The following is a 17,917-nucleotide window of genomic DNA, read 5'->3' on the forward strand; positions in this document are numbered from 1 at the left end:
ATCACTGGATACAGTATGCTTCCTTCAAAAATGGTACGTCGTAAAGCTGGACGTCTTCTGCCCGCACTCCTTGCCGGGCTCATCTTAGCTGCCTGTAGCAGCCAGGGACCGCAAACCTCTAACGTCAACATTCAAGGCCCGGCCACCGCCCGCTCTGATTACTACCTGCAACAGGTGCAGCAAAGCGATGATAATAGCAAGACCGACTGGCAATTACTCGCAATCCGCGCCCTGTTGAATGAAGGAAAGTATCCACAAGCCGCACAGCAGATGAGCCAACTGCCTCAGCAGCTTTCGGACGTTCAGCAGCAGGAAAGCCTGCTGCTCAGCGCCCAGCTCCAGACCGGGCAGCAAAATACGGCTGGCGCACAGCAGGCATTGAGCCAGATTAAGCTGGAAAATCTGTCGCAAGATCAACAAGCCCGCTTCTATACGCTGCAAATTGCCGCCGCACAAGGAAAGCCTTCCCTGCCGCTGCTTCGCGCCTATATCGCGCAGGAGCCACTGCTGCGCGGGGCAGATCACCAGAAGAACATTGATGCAACCTGGCAGACTCTGACGCAGATGTCGCCGCAGGATGCTGGCAATATCGTGATCAATGCCAATGAAAATGTGCTGCAAGGCTGGCTAGATCTGCTTAACGTCTGGCGCGCTAACAACCAGGATGCCCAGATGCTGAAAGCGGCAGTCAAAGACTGGCAAACGCGCTATCCGTACAATCCTGGTGCGAAAACCCTGCCTTCTGCGCTGAACCAGGCGCAGAACATGACGAAAGCCTCGACCAGCACCATTGCTCTGCTGCTGCCGCTGAATGGCCAGGCGCAACTGTTCGCCAATGCCATCCAGAAAGGCTTCAACGATGCGAAAAACGGCGCACTGGTGTCGGCTCCGCAACCGCAGTCGGTAGCCGCCGCTCAGCCTGCCGCAGCCCCTTCTGACGCGGGCACTGCTGCACAGCCAATCAGCTACTCAGGCAACAGTGATAACGCGGTTGTCAGCCCTTCAGCCGCGCCGGTTGATGCGACAACACCAGCACCAGCGCCTGCCTCTCAGCCGGCTGCCGCGCAGTCTGCTCCGCAGGTGGCTCCGGCTGGCAACGCACAGATTAAAGTGTATGACACCAGCAGCCAGCCTATCGCGCAGGTGATGCAACAGGCACAACAAGATGGCGCGACCATTGTGGTTGGCCCACTGCTGAAATCAGATGTCTCAACGGTGGTTAACAGCCAAACCCCGTTGAACATCCTGGCCCTTAACGAGCCGGAGCAGATCCAGAACCATCCGAATGTTTGCTACTTCGCCCTTTCTCCTGAAGACGAAGCGCGAGATGCCGCTCATCATATGTGGGATCAGGGTAAACGCTCACCGCTGCTGTTGGTGCCGCGTAGCAACTTTGGCGATCGCGTCGTCAACGCCTTCGCTCAGGAGTGGCAAAGTCTGGGCGGTGGCAGTGTGCTGCAACAGCGCTTTGGTTCCGCAGCCGAGCTGAAACAGGGCATTAACAGCGGTGCAGGTATTAGCTTGAGCGGCACCCCAGTTAACATCGCGCCTGCCCAACCGCAGGGAATCAGCATTGCGGGTATGAATATTCCGGCTCCGCAGGTTGAGCCGGTAGCGGCAGCCGCCAGCAGCGGTAACGTGGATGGCGTCTATATTGTTTCGACTCAGGCCGAACTGGAGCTGATCAAACCGATGATCGCGATGCGCACCAGCAGCCGTAACAATATCGCGCTGTACGCGAGCTCACGCAGCTTCCAGGCGGGTGCGGGCCCAGATTTCCGTCTGGAAATGGACGGCTTACAGTTCAGTGACATCCCACTGCTTTCGGGTGCTAATCCGGCACTGATGCAGCAGGCCGTGAAGTCATTTAATAATGATTATTCACTGGTCCGTCTGTATGCAATGGGCGTGGATGCCTGGACACTGGCGAACCATTTCAACCAGATGCGCCAGACGCCGGGTTACAGCCTTAACGGCAACACCGGCACGCTGACCGCAACATCGGATTGCGTGATCAACAGGAAGTTGTCATGGAACCAGTATCGTCAGGGCGAAATCGTTCCGGCCTCCTGAGTCCTCAGAGCAGCGGCGCGCACTATGAACAACTGGCGCGCCGTTATCTGGAACAGGCCGGATTACGCTGGGTAGCCAGCAACGTACGTTGCCGCGCCGGTGAAATTGACCTCATCATGCGCGCAGGTCGCTGTTGGGTGTTTGTTGAAGTGCGCTATCGGCGCAATGATGGCTTCGGCGGCGCGCTAGCCAGCATCACCCGACAGAAACAGCAAAAATTGCTGCGCGCCGCCGCCTTCTGGCTGGCGGGTCGCGGGTGCAGTTTCGACACAGTAGACTGCCGCTTTGACGTGGTAGCCATTACCGGTGATACACTGGAATGGCTACCGAACGCGTTTCAGACCGATAACTAAAACCAGGTGAATCAGTGCAGGAAAGAATAAAAGCGTGCTTTACCGAGAGCATTCAGACACAAATCGCCGCAGCCGAAGCGCTGCCCGATGCCATCTCCCGAGGGGCAATGACGCTGGTGCAGTCACTGCTTAACGGCAATAAAATTCTCAGCTGTGGTAACGGTGCTTCGGCAGCCAACGCGCAACACTTTGCCGCCAGCATGATCAACCGTTTCGAAACCGAACGTCCGAGTCTGCCTGCGCTGGCACTCAGCGCAGACAACGTGATGCTGACGGCCATCGGTAACGATCGTCAGCACGATGAGATCTACGCCAAACAGGTACGCGCGCTGGGTCAAACCGGTGATGTGTTACTGGCGATCTCAACCCGTGGTAATACCCGCGATATCGTTAAAGCAGTTGAAGCCGCTGTCACCCGTGATATGACAATTGTCGCATTGACTGGCTATGATGGCGGTGAACTGGCAGGCCTGCTTGGGCCAAATGATGTGGAAATTCGCATCCCTTCGCACCGTAGTGCTCGTATCCAGGAGATGCATATGCTCACCCTGAACTGCCTGTGCGATCTTATCGACAACACCTTGTTTCCACACCAGGAATGACTGAAGGAGCTCCTATGAAAGCATTGAATGCTGTAGCCATTCTCCTCTGCGCCATGATGCTGCAAGGCTGTATTGCCGTTGTAGCGGGTGGTGCTGCCGTTGCCACCAAAACCGCCACCGATCCTCGCACCGTTGGCACCCAGGTCGATGACGGCACGCTGGAACTGCGCGTTTCCAATGCCCTCGGCAAAGATCAGCAACTGAAACAGCAGGCCAATATCAGCGTAACCGCCTATCAGGGTAAAGTGCTGTTAACCGGCCAGGCACCAGACAGCAGCCTCTCTGGCCGTGCGAAACAGATCGCAATGGGCGTAGAGGGCGCGACTGAGGTGTATAACGAAGTGCGCATCGGGCCAAAAGCCAGCCTCGGTACCGCCTCTTCAGATACCTGGATCACCACCAAAGTCCGTTCCCAGCTCCTGGGCAGCGATCAGGTGAAATCTTCCAATGTGAAGGTCACTACGCAAAATGGCGAAGTGTTCCTGATGGGCTTAGTCACCAATGAAGAAGCCCGTGCAGCGGCAGACATTGCCAGCCGAGTCAGTGGTGTTAAGCACGTTACCACCGCTTTCACCACGCTGAAGTAAGCGCAGCCCCATCAGATACGATGCCAGTCAGCAATGACTGGCATTTTTTTTGCCCCAGCTCAAACCGGGATATCAATCACCAGTGCCCGCAGCGGCGTTTTTGCCGTGATGCGAAGCTGATGTTCATCCTGTAAAAACGCCCCATCACCACACTGCAACTGCTCGGCAGCACCGCTCGCCGTAACCTCAATCTGTCCGTGTATGGATTGCAGGTAAGCGCGCGCCCCGCGAATGGTTATCTGTTGAGATTCGCCCGCCGCCAGATGGAGTTGATGGATCCATACCTGCTGGCGAAGTTGCAGACTTTGTTGATCCCCATCGGGTGAAGCCAGCAACTGCGTCACTGCCTGCGGTGCAATAGCGATTTTTTGCTGCAACGGATTTTCACGCTCCGGGCAGGCCGTGAGCCAGAGCTGCATTCGGGTCAGAGGAACATCTTTACTCAGGTTATGCTCGCTGTAGCTGACGCCAGGCTGCGTCGCTAACAACAGCGCTTCACCGGCACGTGCGACCCAGTGATTGCCTTCGCTGTCGCGGTATTCCGCCTCACCTTGCAGCACCAGGTTCAATACATCTACGTTGGGATACGTGCGTGGCTGAAACGCAGCGCCCGGCGCTAACACTTCCTGGTTCAGGACGCGTAGCGAAGCGTAACCCATTAATTTAGGGTCAAAATAGTGGCCAAAAGAGAAGCTGTAGCGCGCCTGTAGCCAGCCGAAATCGGCCTGCCCGCAAGCGGACGCGCTGCGTGTCGTTATCATGATTTACCTCCAGGCGGTTGCCTGTATCAGCAACCTTCGACTTGCACCTCATTATGGTAAAAGGCTGGACGCCGTAATGTTAGCCAGTTAATCTGCCGGGAATGTTCAAATTTCCTGACAGAGAATCCGCATGGCCAGAGAGCGTGCCCTTACCCTTGAAGCATTACGTGTGATGGATGCGATTGATCGACGTGGCAGTTTTGCTGCCGCTGCCGATGAGCTAGGCCGCGTCCCTTCCGCCCTGAGCTACACCATGCAGAAGCTCGAAGAGGAGCTGGATGTGGTGCTGTTTGACCGCTCTGGTCATCGAACTAAGTTTACCAACGTCGGGCGTATGCTGCTGGAACGAGGCCGCGTATTGCTGGAAGCGGCTGATAAACTCACCACCGATGCCGAAGCGCTGGCGCGCGGCTGGGAAACCCATCTGACCATTGCCGTAGAAGCGCTGGTGCCCGCTGAACGCCTGTTCCCTCTGGTGGAGAAGCTGGCGGAAAAAGCCAATACCCAAATTTCACTGATTACCGAAGTGCTGGCAGGCTCCTGGGAGCGACTGGAACAGGGTCGGGCCGATATTGTTATTGCCCCGGACATGCACTTCCGCGCCTCAACCGAGATTAATACCCGCAAGCTCTACACCATGATGAGCGTCTATGTTGCGGCGGCGGATCACCCCATTCACGCCGAGCCAGAGCCGCTGTCTGAAGTGACTCGCGTGAAATATCGTGGGATTGCGGTAGCAGATACGGCACGTGAGCGTCCGGTGTTAACGGTACAGCTGCTGGATAAGCAGCAACGTCTTACGGTGAGCAGCATGGAAGATAAGCGCAGAGCATTGCTGGCAGGCTTAGGGGTTGCGACCATGCCGTACGCTATGGTCGAGCAGGATATCGCTGAAGGCCGCTTACGCGTGGTCAGCCCGGAATACACCCGCGACGTTGATATTATTATGGCGTGGCGTCGTGACAGCATGGGCGAAGCGAAAGCCTGGTGCCTGCGAGAAATTCCGCGTCTGCTGAAAAACAGCCATTAAAAAAAAGCGCATCGCGTTTGGCGATGCGCTGTATTTCATCTCTGCGGGCAGGCTTAACGGAACTTCTTGTGTCCTTCGTTGCGAATCGTTTCCAGCTTCTTCGACTCTTCTTTCACACCCGCCAGATCATTCGCTTTTGCTTTCGCATCCACCACATCAATCTGCGCAATCAGCTTATCCAGTTCGGCATGGTAGTCTTTCACCTCTGCGCTATCTGCTGATTTCCCTTCCAGCGTCTCTGGGGTGGATTTTTTTGCATCTTCCGCTGCGGTACGCATCTCAGCCAACGCTTTCTGGATAGCCTGCGCATCACTGCTCTTTTGGACCACGCCAAGTCCATCTTTCAGGGTGTGCATATCCGCTTTTAAATCAGCGGCATACAGACTAGCGCTGGAGAATAACAGGGTAATCGACAACATTGCTAACAAGGGTTTACGCATCTTACTTTCCTTTTTATTGTGGTAAAAAAAAAGCAGCCTCTGTGGGCTGCTTTCTGGAAATTGATGGTTTTATTGTCCGGCTATCTTCATTTCAGGTAGCAGTACCGAGCCGCACTGAATATTGCTGCGGGTTTCGATGTCGTCGCCGACGGTGACAATATTGCTCCACATCTCTTTCAGATTGCCCGCGATGGTGATTTCGCTTACTGGGTACTGGATTTCGCCATTTTCTACCCAGAAACCAGCGGCACCACGTGAATAATCGCCGGTGGTTGCACTCACTGCCTGCCCCATCAGTTCAGTGACCACCAGGCCGGTGCCAAGCTGTTTCAGCAGGTCATTAAAGCTGTGGCCCTGACCGGCAATACGCCAGTTATGAATGCCACCTGCATGACCGGTGCTGATTAACCCCAGTTTACGTGCGGAATAGCCCGTCATCAACCAGGTTTGCAGCACACCACGGTCAACAATAAGACGGTTCTGGGTGCGAACCCCTTCGCTGTCAAACGGGGTGGAGGCCAGGCCTTTCAGCAGATGCGGTTTTTCTTCGATAGTCAGCCATTCAGGCAGAATCTGCTTGCCGAGTGAATCCAACAAGAAGGTGGATTTACGATAGACGCTGCTGCCGCTGATCGCCCCCACCAGATGCCCAAACAGGCCCGTTGCCACTTCCGGAGCGAAAATCACTGGCGCTTTGCGCGTTGAGAGTTTACGTGGAGAAAGGCGCGACAATGTGCGTTGCGCAGCTTCAGCACCCACCCACTCCGGGCTTTTGAGATCGTCCATTGAGCGGCCAATGGTGTAAGCGTAATCACGCTCCATATCACCATTCACTTCAGCGATAACACAGCTTGAAAGGGAGTGACGGCTAGAGCAGTAGCTCTGCAACATGCCGTGGCTGTTACCAAATACCTTGATACCGACGTGGCTGTTAAAACTGCCGCCTTCGGTATTGGTAATGCGCTTATCGGCTTGCAGGGAAGCTTGTTCTGCCTGCGCGGCCAGTTCAATCGCGCGATCGGCATCAATCTCCCACGGATGGTAAAGATCGAGATCCGGTGCTTCAAACGCCAGCAGTTCCGGGTCTGCAGGGCCAGCGAAAGGATCGGCGGAGGTGTAGCGTGCGATATCAATCGCGGCTTGCACGGTGCGTTTAATCGCTTCCGGGCTGAGATCGGTTGAGGAGGCACTGCCTTTGCGATTCTGATGATAAACCGTGATGCCCAGTGCGCCGTCGCTGTTGAATTCGACGTTCTCCACTTCACCATACCGGGTGCTGACGCCAATCCCGGTGGTTTTACTCACGGCGACTTCAGCGCCATCTGTATTGGCCTTCGCCAGCTCCAGGGCTTGTGCGACTGCCTGTTCCAACACTTTACGCTGTTCTGCAACCTGAGTAGATACGTTCATCGACCTGCCGTCTAATCTTAGGAGTGAATATGTTGAGTCTAACAGAGTCGGAGAACAATTTCGCAGTCGCCCGATAAACTGGTAGCATTAGCCTCTTTTTTTTAGGGAGCCCCAAAATGGCCAAACAACCTGAAGAGTGGCTCGACGATGTGCCCGATAATCACGAAGAAGAAGATGACGAGATTATTTGGGTCAGCAAGAGCGAAATTAAACGTGATGCAGAAGAGCTGAAGCGCCTGGGCGCTGAGCTGGTTGAACTGGGTAAAAACGCCCTCGACAAAATCCCACTGGATGAAGAGCTGCGCAATGCCATTGAGCTGGCACAGCGCATCAAGAAAGAGGGACGACGTCGCCAGTTGCAGCTGATTGGTAAAATGCTGCGCTCACGCGATGAAGATCCGATTCGTCAGGCGCTGGATAAGCTGAAAAACCGCCATAACCAGCAGGTAGCGCTGTTCCATAAACTGGAAGCCCTGCGCGATCGTCTGATTGAAAAAGGTGATGATGCACTGGCCGAAGTGATGGGTCTGTACCCGGATGCCGATCGCCAGCAGTTACGTAGCCTGGTGCGTAACGCACAGAAAGAGAAAGCGGCGAATAAACCACCGAAGTCTTCCCGTCTGATCTTCCAGTACCTGCGCGAACTGGCAGAGGCGTAATCCTCTGCCCTTCAGGGGGAAGCGCGGATTAAAACGCAGGAACCCCACTGTGAAAACGCAGTTCGCTATCTGGCTCGCTGATCAAGCGTGCCTCTGCTGCGCCAATCGCTTGCACGCGCGGGGTGATATCTCGCGGTGAGATGTGCTCAGCCAGCCCCAGGTAATCCTGATAGTGACGCGCTTCAGAGCGCAGCAGTGAGACATAAAATTTTGCCAGCTCTGCATCCAGGTACGGGGCGATACTGGCAAAACGTTCACAAGAGCGCGCTTCAATGTAGGCGCTGCAAATCAGCTTATCCACCAACATGTCTGGCTCATGGTTGGTCACTTCACGCATCATCCCTTTGCCATAACGGCTGGCGGTGATTTTACGGTAGGGTAAACCGCGCGCCTGCATGATCTCCCACACCTGGTAAAAGTGGTGCAGTTCCTCTTTGATCAGCAGTACCATTTTCTCTAACAGTTCGTCGGCCCACGGCAGCTCATTGCGCACAATAATGCTTTTACTCAGGCTTCTGTGTGCGTTGATAAAGTCGCTGTCGTTACTTTCACGAAAGATAAAATCTTCATAGGGCTTTAACCAGTTACGCATCAGATCGCCACTGGGTTTATCGGCAACATACTTACGAATAAACCAAATCGCGGTTTGCGCCGCTTTGAGTTCACACACCAGATGATCGGTCAGAAGCAGTGTCAGGTTTTCTGGCTTGCTGGCTTCATCGATCCACGCCTGTGGCGTAGGGCAATGCAGGAACTGGTTGATGGGTTCAAGCAGGGAAGCGTAATTTTCAGTCATATTCTTCACAAAACAGAGGGCGGTGCATAGACACCGCCCTGGTTACTTAGTGGCGAACGCCGTTGTCTTCTTCGTCATCAATGAAGTCGCCGTCTTCGTCTTCATCTTCTGCGTCCGGATCTTCGAAGTAGGTACCCCATCCGTCGTAATCGACGTTGTATTTACCTGCCAGGTTCACCAGTTGTTCAACCTGCGCATCAATCAGTTCAGGATTCAGGGCACCTTCGCTGAGGATATCCACACAGACAACCTTCTCTCCATCTTCCAGCTCCAGCTCTTCTGGCTCGGAAACCTCATAACCCAGCTTAAAGGCATCCACGGCCACTTTTTCCAGCGAGTCGAAGTTAACGCTGGAGAGGTGGTGTTCGATGGTGTAAAGCGCATCAGGATCGCTGCCATCTTCTAAAAGCTCTTCAATGATCAGGCGGGTCTCTTCGCGCTGTTCTTCCAGCAATTCTTCGTATGCCATGGCGGTGTCCTCAATATTTGGCAGGGAACTTCTCTTTGACAAGTATTTTCCCACACTGCCCGACGCGCCACTACTCAAAAGAGAAAGTTTCTTTTCCCTGGGGTTGAAAATGAATATTCATACGGTTAAATTGAATTTTAATTCAATTAAGCGTTACACGGAGTGCACCATGAGTCAGCTGTACAAACGTGATTTCCTGAGGTTGATGGACTTCACCCCGGCCGAGACCGGTTATTTTCTTGAACTTGCCGCTGAATTAAAACACGCGAAAAAATCCGGCAATGAACCCCAGTACCTGAAAGGCAAAAATATCGCGCTCATCTTCGAAAAAGACTCGACCCGCACCCGATGCTCTTTCGAAGTTGCCGCATACGATCAGGGCGCTAATGTGACGTATCTTGGCCCAAGCGGCAGCCAGATCGGCCATAAAGAGTCGATGAAAGACACCGCTCGGGTATTAGGCCGGATGTACGACGGCATTCAGTACCGTGGCTACGGCCAGGAGCTGGTGGAAACGCTGGCTGAGTTTGCCGACGTGCCGGTCTGGAATGGCCTGACAACCGAGTTCCACCCGACACAGCTGCTGGCTGACCTGCTCACCATGCAGGAACACCTGCCGGGCAAAGCCCTGAATGAAATGACGCTGGTTTACGTTGGCGATGCGCGTAACAACATGGGCAACACCATGCTGGAAGCGGCTGCGCTGACAGGCCTGGACCTGCGCCTGGTTGCGCCTGAAGCGTGCTGGCCTGAAGCGGAGTTGGTCGCGGAGTGCCGTCAGTTGGCAGAGCAAACCGGCGGTAAAATTACCCTGACGGAAGATATTGCCGCGGGCGTACAGGGCGCAGACTTTATCTATACTGATGTCTGGGTCTCAATGGGTGAGGCGAAGTCGGTGTGGGCTGAGCGTATCGCGCTGCTGCGTGCTTATCAGGTCAACCGCGCTATGCTCGATTTAACCGGCAATCCACAGGTTAAGTTCCTGCACTGCCTGCCCGCCTTCCACGACGATCAAACCACCCTCGGCAAACAGATGGCCGAGCAGTACGGTTTGCAGGACGGTATGGAAGTGAGTGACGAAGTGTTTGAGTCCAGCAACAGTGTGGTGTTCGACCAGGCGGAGAACCGGATGCACACCATTAAAGCGGTGATGGTTGCCACGCTAGGGCAGCGCTAAGCCCCTGGCCCGTGACGCACCGCAAACGTTTTCCCCGCGCCGCGATTTTCACTTGCCGCGTCCCGGTGAATGCGTATAATGCGCCACAATTTGCCGGGAGGAAGCATGCAACAGCGTAGCTTACAATTTGTGGTTCACACTCGCTATTGTGCGTGCGGTGCGGCTGTTGCTTCTTTCCGTCAACGAACCGATCGTCAAAAAAGCCCCTTTTAGCAGGGGCTTTTTTTTGTCTGTAATCCGGCAGCGCAGAGGAGAAAGCTATGGCCAACCCGCTTTATCGTAAGCATATTATTTCTATTAATGACCTTAGCCGTAATGAGCTGGAGCTGGTACTTGAGACCGCTGCAAAGCTCAAGGCCAACCCGCAACCGGAGCTGTTGAAGCATACCGTCATCGCCAGCTGTTTCTTTGAGGCCTCAACCCGTACGCGCCTGTCATTCGAAAGCGCCATGCACCGTCTGGGTGCCGCTGTGGTTGGATTTGCCGATGGCGGCAACACCTCGTTGGGTAAAAAAGGCGAAACCCTCGCCGATACCATTTCCGTCATCAGCACCTATGTTGATGCGATTGTCATGCGTCATCCTCAGGAAGGGGCTGCGCGTCTTGCTACGGAGTTTTCCGGCGGCATTCCGGTATTGAATGCCGGTGATGGTGCCAATCAGCATCCAACCCAAACGCTGCTGGATCTGTTCACCATTCAGGAGACGCAAAATCGTCTCGATAACCTGAATGTGGCAATGGTCGGCGATTTGAAATATGGCCGTACCGTACACTCGCTGACCCAGGCGCTGGCGAAATTCGACGGCAACCGCTTCTTCTTTATCGCCCCGGATGCGCTGGCTATGCCCGCTTACATCACCGATATGCTGGATGAGAAAGGCATTGTCTGGTCACGCCATGACAGCATTGAAGAAGTGCTGCCACAACTGGATATTCTTTACATGACGCGGGTGCAGAAAGAGCGCCTTGATCCTTCTGAATATGCCAATGTCAAAGCGCAGTTTATCCTGCGTGCCGCCGATCTGGTTGGCGCTCGTGAACAGATGAAAGTGCTGCATCCTCTGCCACGTATTGACGAGATCACCACCGATGTCGATAAAACGCCGTATGCCTGGTATTTCCAGCAGGCCGGTAACGGCATCTATGCGCGTCAGGCACTGCTGGCGCTGGTCCTCAATAGCGAAGTGGTAGCGTAAGGAGAAGATGATGACAGATAACAAATTGCAGGTTGAAGCGATTAAACGTGGCACGGTTATCGACCACATCCCCGCACAGGTTGGCTTTAAGCTGCTGTCGCTGTTTCGCCTGACCGAGACCGATCAGCGCATTACCATCGGCCTGAACCTGCCTTCTGGCGAAATGGGGCGTAAAGACCTGATTAAGATCGAGAACACCTTCCTCACCGACGATCAGATCAACCAACTCGCCGTGTATGCACCGCACGCGACGGTGAACCGCATCGATGAGTATGAAGTGGTGGCGAAGATCGCCCCGACACTGCCGAATCGGATCGATCGTATCCTGACCTGCCCGAACAGCAACTGCATCAGCCGCAGTGAGCCGGTTGCCTCTAGCTTTGCCGTAAAACAGCGTGAGGAAGAGGTGCATTTGAAGTGCAAATACTGTGAGAAAGAGTTCGCACGTCATGTGGTGCTCGGCCACTGGTAATCCGACTGTTGCCCCCTATAATGGGGCAACATCTGCTAAAAACTCAGGAGAAACAATGTCTCGCGAAATCAGTACTACCCAGGCTCCCGCTGCTATTGGTCCTTATGTTCAGGGCGTTGATCTCGGCAGCATGATTATCACCTCCGGTCAGATCCCTGTTAACCCTCAGACTGGCGCAGTTGCGGAAGATATCTCTGCGCAGGCACGCCAGTCGCTGGAAAACGTGCAGGCTATCGTTGAAGCGGCCGGTCTGAAAGTTGCAGATATCGTAAAAACCACCGTTTTTGTGAAAGATCTGAACGATTTCGCGACCGTAAACGCCACTTACGAAGCTTTCTTCACCGAACATAATGCGCCGTTCCCGGCTCGCTCGTGTGTTGAAGTTGCTCGTCTGCCAAAAGATGTGAAGATCGAAATCGAAGCTATCGCAGTTCGTCGCTAATCACGTCATTTTCCCGCTTTTTGTCAAGTCATAGCGCAAGAAGCGGGATTATCTTTCTATACCGTTTTGCTGTTTTCTGGTCCCCGCTTTTACTCCTCACACCATCACGGCCGCTTTAACAACGCCTTCCTTGTTCCAAATCAATTGCTGCGCGATTTTACCCGACGCAGACACAACATATAGCCACTACACTCCTGCGAATGCACAACATCTCGTTAATGGAGAGACTCATGAGCGCCAGTACTCATCCCTTGACGGCCGCAATTCGCGACCTTCTGGAACAAAATAATCCGGCACTGCTGTATGAAAATGCCAATAAAGACAGCAACGTCATTCCGACCCAGCGTGACCTGCTGGCGGGCATTGCGGCGCGTTACTACGCCTGCGAATATCTGCTGCCAGAGAATGTGGTGCAGGCGCATCAGCGCGGTGAGATCCACTATCACGATTTGGATTATGCCCCCTACTTTCCCATGTTTAACTGCATGCTGGTTGACCTGCAACAGATGCTCAGTCAGGGCTTTCGCATGGGGAATGCCGGGATCGAGCCACCCAAGTCGATTGCTACCGCCACCGCAGTGACTGCCCAAATCATCGCTCAGGTGGCAAGCCACATTTATGGCGGCACCACCATTAATCGTATTGATGAGATCCTCGCGCCCTATGTCAGCATGAGCCGGGAGAAGCACCGTGCTGTCGCGGTGCAGTGGCATATCAGCGATGTCGAGGGTTATGCTCACTCACGGACGGAAAAAGAGTGCCATGATGCTTTCCAGGCGCTGGAGTATGAAGTGAATACCCTGCATACCGCCAACGGACAGACGCCGTTCGTGACCCTGGGTTTTGGGCTTGGCACCAGTGAAGATGCGCGGATGATCCAGAAGGCGATCCTTGGCAACCGCCTGAGTGGCTTGGGCAAACATCATAAAACCGCGATTTTCCCCAAACTGGTGTTTGCTATTCGCGCTGGAGTCAATCGTAAACCCGGCGATGTTAATTACGATATCAAGCAGTTAGCACTCAAATGTGCCAGCCAGCGCATCTACCCTGACATTCTCAATTACGACAAGGTGGTTGAAGTCACGGGAAGTTTTAAAACGCCAATGGGCTGCCGCAGCTTTTTGAACCGTTATGAAGAACAGGGAAAAGAGATTCATGACGGGCGCTGCAATCTTGGTGTGGTCACCCTCAATCTGCCCCGGATTGCACTGGAGGCGGCGGGTAAAGAGTCGCGTTTTTGGTCACTGCTGGAACGCCGGCTGCTGGTGGCACGTCAGGCGCTGATGACCCGCATTGCCCGGCTGGACAAAATACCGGCACGTGTCGCGCCCATTCTCTACATGGAAGGTGCCTGTGGCATACGCCTGAACGCAGACGATCCTATCGGCCAACTGTTCCGTCATGGTCGCGCATCGATTTCACTGGGCTTTATCGGCCTGCATGAAACCCTGCTGGCACTCAGCGATGGCTCCACGCACCCCTACGATTCACCAGAGATGCGTGCCAAAGGCCTTGCCATCATCGCACGCTTGCGCGAAGCGACGCAGGCATGGAAACGTGAAACCGGTTATGCCTTTAGCCTGTACAGCACGCCCAGTGAGAATCTGTGCGATCGCTTCTGCCGCCTCGATCGCGCTGAATTTGGCGAAGTTGCGGGCATCACCGACAAAGGCTACTACACCAACAGCTTCCACCTTGATGTGGAAAAGAAGGTCGATCCCTATGCAAAAATCGACTTCGAAGCGCCTTATACTGCCCTCAGCAGCGGCGGGTTCATCTGCTATGGCGAATATCCCAACTTACGCCATAACTTACAGGCGCTAGAGGATGTCTGGGACTACAGCTATGATCGCGTGCCCTACTACGGCACCAACACGCCGATTGATGAGTGCTATGAATGCGGTTTTACAGGCGAGTTCACCTGTAGCGATCATGGCTTTAGCTGCCCACAATGTGGCAACCACAATCCAGCCAGTGTCTCTGTGACGCGCCGCGTGTGCGGTTATCTCGGTAGCCCGGATGCACGTCCTTTTAATAGCGGCAAGCAGCAGGAAGTGGCTCGACGCGTTAAACATCTGCCTGAACTATGAATATTCACGCCTACTACCCGATAGATGTGGTCAACGGGCCGGGAACACGTTGTACGTTGTTTGTTTCCGGCTGTGAGCATCGCTGCCGTGGGTGTTATAACCCACGCACCTGGCGGCTAGACTCAGGCCAGCCGTTTACGCTGGCGCTTGAAGAACAGCTTATTGCGGACCTGAATGATACGAAAGTTCCCCGGCGTGGGTTGTCGATTAGCGGTGGCGATCCGATGCATCCCGACAATGTCCCCCATGTGCGACGCCTGCTACATCGCGTACGCCGCTGCTGTCCGGGAAAAGACATTTGGCTGTGGACTGGCTATCAGTGGGAAACCCTGAGTGAAGCGCAGCAAACCGTGATAGCACTGGTGGATGTGCTGATAGATGGGCCGTTTATCCGGGAAGAATACGATCCACAGCTGCGCTGGCGTGGCAGTAAAAACCAGCGCATCCTGAAAACCGCAGAGTTAGGTCAGCGTAAGGATTTGTTTACGACTATACCCGCTGCCAGCTAATCTTCTTACCAAAGCCCAGGGCGTTATCCGTCATCTTTAACTCATCCACCCGGAGCGCCCATAGCGGAGCGGTCACTTTCCGGGCTACCGGGAAGCGCTTTTGATAACGGATACGCGCACGCTCCTCTGCATCACCTTCCAGCCGGGTGATCACACCACGGTACTGCACACCTTTGATCAGCAGTACCGTCTTAGGCTGGCCATTCACCGTGCCGGCCACTTCAAGGTTGGCCATCATCAGTGTGCCGTGGCGCGTCTCAGGTTCCGTCATCAAAAAGAAGGTCATTTCGCCCTCATCAAAAATGTAGAAACAGTTAGCGCACCATAGCTCACCTTTGTGCGTCGCACAGAGCGAGAGGACATGCTGTTTTTTTAGATAGCGAATCAGATGGGCGTGATCGGACATGTTTCAACTCCGTGCAGGCTCAAAGAGCCACAAATAGCGAATAGCAGTAACAGAGACAGCGCGTTACACTGCCGAAAAGAGTAAACCGAAAGAGCCTAAAGATGAGCCACGGCTGGCAGCTTTACATTGTGCGCACCGCTAGCGGCGCGCTCTATACCGGCATCACTACCGATGTAGAACGTCGGGTGGGACAACATCAACGCGGCATAGGGGCGCGCGCGTTACGCGGTAAAGGCCCGATTACGCTGGTGTTTCACTGCGCAGCAGGCGATCGCGCCAGCGCTTCCCGTCTGGAGTATCAGGTCAAACAGCTCAAGCGACAACAGAAATTGCAGCTGGTAGAGCACCAGCCGCACTCACTGACACAGTGGCTTACTCAAAACGATCAAACGGCGCAGAGTACTCAACCTTGATTGCTGGTGATTCAGACTGAGCGGCCAAATCCTCTGTCTGGATGAAAGCTTCTTCTGCCAGTTTATAAACCTGGAATGCAGACTCACTGCCCGGCCATTTACAGTGCAGAGCATGGCTTACGGCAGGTTCAAACCCAAAGCGGCTGTAATATTGGGGATCACCCAACACCACCACGGCGCTGTAGCTGAATTCGTTTAAAGTATCTAATCCTTCAAACACCAGCTTACGGCCGAGATCCTGACCTCGGATGGATTCATCCACGGCCAGTGGAGCAAGGGCTACCCAGTTAAGATCTTCCCCTTGCAGGGTCACCGGGCTAAATGCAGCGTAGCCAAGCACCTGACCTTCATCATCGGTGGCGACGACACCCAACGTTAGCAACCCATCTTCACGTAATTGCTGAACCAGCTCAGCTTCGCCCGCAGTAGGGAACGTGCGTCTTAATAGCGCGTCGATGCCCGCAGCATCTACGCCAATCTCAGTACGAATTAACATTTTACACCTGTGCATGACGGTGGAGTGTGCAGATGACTCGCTTCCATTACCCTTAATCCTCCAGTGCATGATTGCCAAAAGGCATAGGCTTATCGGCAGGCTTTCGTAAAGTTTAACCTATCTGCGTCAAGAGCAGGACTAAATTGCTGAGTTTATCATGACAGCAAATACACCCGTTCACCGGGCCAGCTTCACCGGATTATCTTAGCTTTCCCCCGGTCTGCTTCACAGACATTACCGCCAGTAAGACAATTAGCCCAGCGGTTATTACTTAAATAATTCTTATAAATAGTGACAACCCTGGTTTACAACCTGGCTAATATACTGCGTTAGCAGGTTAAACCAGTTAGACAAAGGCACATTCCGGCTACATTGCTGCCGATATTAGCAGTTTTAATATGGGTAACGATGCGTAATACTGCTGTATGCAGGCCCAATCAACGCCCGCGCCATTTTAATCTGGAGTACCCATGTCTGAAAAAAAATCGGTTCGACTCTCTGTACTCGACCTTGCCCCAGTACCACAAGGTTCACGCCCTCACGATGCCTTCAACACATCTCTGGCTTTGGCACGACAGTCTGAGCAATTAGGTTATCACCGCTACTGGTTGGCAGAACATCATAATATGACCGGTATCGCCAGCGCTGCTACTTCTGTGCTGATTGGCTATCTCGCCGCTAACACCAAACATCTTCGCCTGGGTTCAGGCGGGATCATGCTGCCGAACCACGCACCGCTGGTGATTGCCGAGCAGTTCGGTACGTTAGCCACACTTTATCCTGACCGTATCGATCTTGGCGTTGGCCGAGCGCCAGGCTCTGACCAGCGCACCATGATGGCGCTGCGTCGCCATCTTTCCAGCGCCCAGGCAGATACCTTCCCGGATGATGTTGCTGAGTTGATCCGCTGGTTCGATCATCAAGAGAGTGAAGCGCCGCTGGTGCAACCGGTGCCAGGACTCGGCATCAATATTCCTCTCTGGCTGCTGGGCTCTAGCCTGTACAGCGCCCAGCTGGCTGCCAAAATGGGCCTGCCTTTTGCTTTTGCCTCACACTTTGCCCCAGAGCAGCTGATGCATGCCCTGCACCTCTATCGTGAAGAGTTCCAGCCTTCAGCGCGCCTGGATAAGCCTTACGCGATGGCGTGCGTCAATGTGATAGCCGCAGACTCGGTGCAAGAAGCCCGCTATCTGTTTACCTCCCAGCAGCAGCAGTTCATCAACCTGCGCCGGGGTAAACCCGGTCCACTGCCGGCACCGGTCGAAAACATGGATAATATCTGGTCGCCCTCAGAGCAGTATGGCGTTCAGCAAGCATTGAGTATGTCGTTGGTGGGTGATGTGGAGAAAGTCCGTCAGGGGCTTGCTACATTACGCCGTGAAACGTTAGTGGATGAGATCATGGTGAATGGACAAATTTTCTCGCCTGAAGCACGTCTACATTCTTATGCTCTGGCGATGGAAGCCGCTGACGGCTTATAAGTCTGGAAACAAAAAAAGAGGCCCAAGGGCCTCTTTTTTATTTACGCTAACTGCG

Annotated in this window: 21 protein-coding genes; 14 read left to right on the forward strand and 7 right to left on the reverse strand. The window is 54.1% G+C overall.

The genetic code is table 11. From position 1 onward, the window contains the following. Nucleotides 1-15: 15 nt before the first annotated feature. From F3J40_RS13335 to dolP, 4 genes are read left to right on the forward strand one after another with little or no spacing between them, the layout of a single operon-like run. On the forward strand, nucleotides 16-2,073 hold the full coding sequence (locus F3J40_RS13335; protein WP_167015351.1) for a penicillin-binding protein activator: 2,058 nt from the start codon (nucleotides 16-18) through the stop codon (nucleotides 2,071-2,073). Beyond that, nucleotides 2,031-2,426 carry a YraN family protein gene (locus F3J40_RS13340; protein WP_017349657.1) on the forward strand — a complete coding sequence of 132 codons (396 nt, stop codon included), beginning with the start codon at nucleotides 2,031-2,033 and terminating at the stop codon, nucleotides 2,424-2,426. The genes F3J40_RS13335 and F3J40_RS13340 overlap by 43 nt, the downstream gene beginning before the upstream one ends. Before the next feature lie 14 nt (nucleotides 2,427-2,440). Next, the gene (gene diaA / locus F3J40_RS13345) at nucleotides 2,441-3,028 is read left to right on the forward strand and encodes a DnaA initiator-associating protein DiaA (RefSeq protein WP_017349656.1); all 588 of its coding nucleotides are present in this window, start codon (nucleotides 2,441-2,443) and stop codon (nucleotides 3,026-3,028) included. Nucleotides 3,029-3,042: 14 nt separating this feature from the next. Further along, on the forward strand, nucleotides 3,043-3,615 hold the full coding sequence (gene dolP, locus F3J40_RS13350) for a division/outer membrane stress-associated lipid-binding lipoprotein (RefSeq protein WP_167015353.1): 573 nt from the start codon (nucleotides 3,043-3,045) through the stop codon (nucleotides 3,613-3,615). A 59-nt stretch (nucleotides 3,616-3,674) separates the two neighbouring features. On the opposite strand, the gene F3J40_RS13355 is transcribed toward dolP, so the two are convergent. Next, nucleotides 3,675-4,376 carry a pirin family protein gene (locus F3J40_RS13355; RefSeq protein WP_017349654.1) on the reverse strand — a complete coding sequence of 234 codons (702 nt, stop codon included), beginning with the start codon at nucleotides 4,374-4,376 and terminating at the stop codon, nucleotides 3,675-3,677. Between the two features lie 130 nt (nucleotides 4,377-4,506). On the opposite strand from F3J40_RS13355, the gene F3J40_RS13360 reads away from it, so the two are divergent. Continuing rightward, nucleotides 4,507-5,406 (forward strand): LysR family transcriptional regulator, encoded by a 900-nt coding sequence (locus tag F3J40_RS13360; protein ID WP_017349653.1) that lies wholly within the window; start codon nucleotides 4,507-4,509, stop codon nucleotides 5,404-5,406. Between the two features lie 53 nt (nucleotides 5,407-5,459). Here the strand turns inward: F3J40_RS13360 and cybC are convergent, their stop codons facing one another. Beyond that, nucleotides 5,460-5,846, reverse strand: a complete 387-nt coding sequence (gene cybC / locus F3J40_RS13365; protein ID WP_167015355.1) for a cytochrome b562 — start codon at nucleotides 5,844-5,846, stop codon at nucleotides 5,460-5,462. Between the two features lie 69 nt (nucleotides 5,847-5,915). After that, nucleotides 5,916-7,256 carry a metalloprotease PmbA gene (gene pmbA / locus F3J40_RS13370; RefSeq protein ID WP_167015357.1) on the reverse strand — a complete coding sequence of 447 codons (1,341 nt, stop codon included), beginning with the start codon at nucleotides 7,254-7,256 and terminating at the stop codon, nucleotides 5,916-5,918. 116 nt (nucleotides 7,257-7,372) lie between these two features. On the opposite strand from pmbA, the gene yjgA reads away from it, so the two are divergent. Beyond that, nucleotides 7,373-7,915: a ribosome biogenesis factor YjgA gene (yjgA, locus tag F3J40_RS13375; protein WP_017349650.1), complete on the forward strand. Its 543-nt coding sequence runs from the start codon at nucleotides 7,373-7,375 to the stop codon at nucleotides 7,913-7,915. A 28-nt stretch (nucleotides 7,916-7,943) separates the two neighbouring features. On the opposite strand, the gene miaE is transcribed toward yjgA, so the two are convergent. Together miaE and rraB are read right to left on the reverse strand one after the other, a co-directional pair. Next, nucleotides 7,944-8,711, reverse strand: a complete 768-nt coding sequence (miaE, locus tag F3J40_RS13380; protein ID WP_167015359.1) for a tRNA isopentenyl-2-thiomethyl-A-37 hydroxylase MiaE — start codon at nucleotides 8,709-8,711, stop codon at nucleotides 7,944-7,946. Between the two features lie 46 nt (nucleotides 8,712-8,757). Further along, complete coding sequence (gene rraB / locus F3J40_RS13385) at nucleotides 8,758-9,180, reverse strand: ribonuclease E inhibitor RraB (RefSeq protein ID WP_017349648.1); 423 nt, start codon at nucleotides 9,178-9,180, stop codon at nucleotides 8,758-8,760. Between the two features lie 169 nt (nucleotides 9,181-9,349). Here rraB and argF point away from each other — a divergent pair, with 169 nt between their 5' ends. From argF to nrdG, 6 genes are all read left to right on the forward strand, one after another. Beyond that, nucleotides 9,350-10,357, forward strand: coding sequence for an ornithine carbamoyltransferase (gene argF, locus F3J40_RS13390; protein WP_167015361.1), 1,008 nt, complete (start codon nucleotides 9,350-9,352; stop codon nucleotides 10,355-10,357). A gap of 260 nt (nucleotides 10,358-10,617) precedes the next feature. Then, nucleotides 10,618-11,553, forward strand: a complete 936-nt coding sequence (gene pyrB / locus F3J40_RS13395) for an aspartate carbamoyltransferase (RefSeq protein WP_017349646.1) — start codon at nucleotides 10,618-10,620, stop codon at nucleotides 11,551-11,553. 7 nt (nucleotides 11,554-11,560) lie between these two features. Continuing rightward, nucleotides 11,561-12,025, forward strand: a complete 465-nt coding sequence (gene pyrI, locus F3J40_RS13400) for an aspartate carbamoyltransferase regulatory subunit (protein ID WP_026042845.1) — start codon at nucleotides 11,561-11,563, stop codon at nucleotides 12,023-12,025. A 55-nt stretch (nucleotides 12,026-12,080) separates the two neighbouring features. Then, the gene (ridA, locus tag F3J40_RS13405; RefSeq protein ID WP_017349644.1) at nucleotides 12,081-12,467 is read left to right on the forward strand and encodes a 2-iminobutanoate/2-iminopropanoate deaminase; all 387 of its coding nucleotides are present in this window, start codon (nucleotides 12,081-12,083) and stop codon (nucleotides 12,465-12,467) included. Nucleotides 12,468-12,697: 230 nt separating this feature from the next. Beyond that, nucleotides 12,698-14,557 (forward strand): anaerobic ribonucleoside-triphosphate reductase, encoded by a 1,860-nt coding sequence (nrdD, locus tag F3J40_RS13410; RefSeq protein WP_167015362.1) that lies wholly within the window; start codon nucleotides 12,698-12,700, stop codon nucleotides 14,555-14,557. After that, nucleotides 14,554-15,066 (forward strand): anaerobic ribonucleoside-triphosphate reductase-activating protein, encoded by a 513-nt coding sequence (nrdG, locus tag F3J40_RS13415; protein ID WP_167015364.1) that lies wholly within the window; start codon nucleotides 14,554-14,556, stop codon nucleotides 15,064-15,066. The genes nrdD and nrdG overlap by 4 nt, the downstream gene beginning before the upstream one ends. Here the strand turns inward: nrdG and F3J40_RS13420 are convergent. Continuing rightward, a complete protein-coding gene (locus F3J40_RS13420; protein ID WP_167015366.1) occupies nucleotides 15,047-15,472 on the reverse strand; it encodes a YhbP family protein in 426 nt (141 codons plus the stop codon). The genes nrdG and F3J40_RS13420 overlap by 20 nt on opposite strands. Before the next feature lie 101 nt (nucleotides 15,473-15,573). Here F3J40_RS13420 and F3J40_RS13425 point away from each other — a divergent pair, with 101 nt between their 5' ends. After that, nucleotides 15,574-15,885, forward strand: coding sequence for a GIY-YIG nuclease family protein (locus tag F3J40_RS13425; protein ID WP_167015368.1), 312 nt, complete (start codon nucleotides 15,574-15,576; stop codon nucleotides 15,883-15,885). On the opposite strand, the gene F3J40_RS13430 is transcribed toward F3J40_RS13425, so the two are convergent. Then, complete coding sequence (locus tag F3J40_RS13430; RefSeq protein ID WP_167015370.1) at nucleotides 15,845-16,381, reverse strand: GNAT family N-acetyltransferase; 537 nt, start codon at nucleotides 16,379-16,381, stop codon at nucleotides 15,845-15,847. The two genes, F3J40_RS13425 and F3J40_RS13430, sit on opposite strands and share 41 nt — an antisense overlap. 470 nt (nucleotides 16,382-16,851) lie before the next feature. Between F3J40_RS13430 and F3J40_RS13435 the strand changes: the two genes are divergently transcribed. Continuing rightward, nucleotides 16,852-17,862: a luciferase-like monooxygenase gene (locus F3J40_RS13435; RefSeq protein ID WP_167015372.1), complete on the forward strand. Its 1,011-nt coding sequence runs from the start codon at nucleotides 16,852-16,854 to the stop codon at nucleotides 17,860-17,862. The last annotated feature ends 55 nt before the right edge of the window (nucleotides 17,863-17,917 follow it).

Source organism: Candidatus Pantoea multigeneris (assembly GCF_011752615.1).
Lineage (GTDB): Bacteria > Pseudomonadota > Gammaproteobacteria > Enterobacterales > Enterobacteriaceae > Pantoea > Pantoea multigeneris.

Bases quoted from the DNA above. Each gene is read 5' to 3' on its own strand.
- F3J40_RS13335 (WP_167015351.1), top strand. From the start codon at position 16: ATGCTTCCTTCAAAAATGGTACGTCGTAAAGCTGGACGTCTTCTGCCC.
- F3J40_RS13340 (WP_017349657.1), top strand. From the start codon at position 2,031: ATGGAACCAGTATCGTCAGGGCGAAATCGTTCCGGCCTCCTGAGTCCT.
- dolP (WP_167015353.1), top strand. From the start codon at position 3,043: ATGAAAGCATTGAATGCTGTAGCCATTCTCCTCTGCGCCATGATGCTG.
- F3J40_RS13355 (WP_017349654.1), bottom strand. From the start codon at position 4,376: ATGATAACGACACGCAGCGCGTCCGCTTGCGGGCAGGCCGATTTCGGC.
- F3J40_RS13360 (WP_017349653.1), top strand. From the start codon at position 4,507: ATGGCCAGAGAGCGTGCCCTTACCCTTGAAGCATTACGTGTGATGGAT.
- cybC (WP_167015355.1), bottom strand. From the start codon at position 5,846: ATGCGTAAACCCTTGTTAGCAATGTTGTCGATTACCCTGTTATTCTCC.
- pmbA (WP_167015357.1), bottom strand. From the start codon at position 7,256: ATGAACGTATCTACTCAGGTTGCAGAACAGCGTAAAGTGTTGGAACAG.
- yjgA (WP_017349650.1), top strand. From the start codon at position 7,373: ATGGCCAAACAACCTGAAGAGTGGCTCGACGATGTGCCCGATAATCAC.
- miaE (WP_167015359.1), bottom strand. From the start codon at position 8,711: ATGACTGAAAATTACGCTTCCCTGCTTGAACCCATCAACCAGTTCCTG.
- rraB (WP_017349648.1), bottom strand. From the start codon at position 9,180: ATGGCATACGAAGAATTGCTGGAAGAACAGCGCGAAGAGACCCGCCTG.
- argF (WP_167015361.1), top strand. From the start codon at position 9,350: ATGAGTCAGCTGTACAAACGTGATTTCCTGAGGTTGATGGACTTCACC.
- pyrB (WP_017349646.1), top strand. From the start codon at position 10,618: ATGGCCAACCCGCTTTATCGTAAGCATATTATTTCTATTAATGACCTT.
- pyrI (WP_026042845.1), top strand. From the start codon at position 11,561: ATGATGACAGATAACAAATTGCAGGTTGAAGCGATTAAACGTGGCACG.
- ridA (WP_017349644.1), top strand. From the start codon at position 12,081: ATGTCTCGCGAAATCAGTACTACCCAGGCTCCCGCTGCTATTGGTCCT.
- nrdD (WP_167015362.1), top strand. From the start codon at position 12,698: ATGAGCGCCAGTACTCATCCCTTGACGGCCGCAATTCGCGACCTTCTG.
- nrdG (WP_167015364.1), top strand. From the start codon at position 14,554: ATGAATATTCACGCCTACTACCCGATAGATGTGGTCAACGGGCCGGGA.
- F3J40_RS13420 (WP_167015366.1), bottom strand. From the start codon at position 15,472: ATGTCCGATCACGCCCATCTGATTCGCTATCTAAAAAAACAGCATGTC.
- F3J40_RS13425 (WP_167015368.1), top strand. From the start codon at position 15,574: ATGAGCCACGGCTGGCAGCTTTACATTGTGCGCACCGCTAGCGGCGCG.
- F3J40_RS13430 (WP_167015370.1), bottom strand. From the start codon at position 16,381: ATGTTAATTCGTACTGAGATTGGCGTAGATGCTGCGGGCATCGACGCG.
- F3J40_RS13435 (WP_167015372.1), top strand. From the start codon at position 16,852: ATGTCTGAAAAAAAATCGGTTCGACTCTCTGTACTCGACCTTGCCCCA.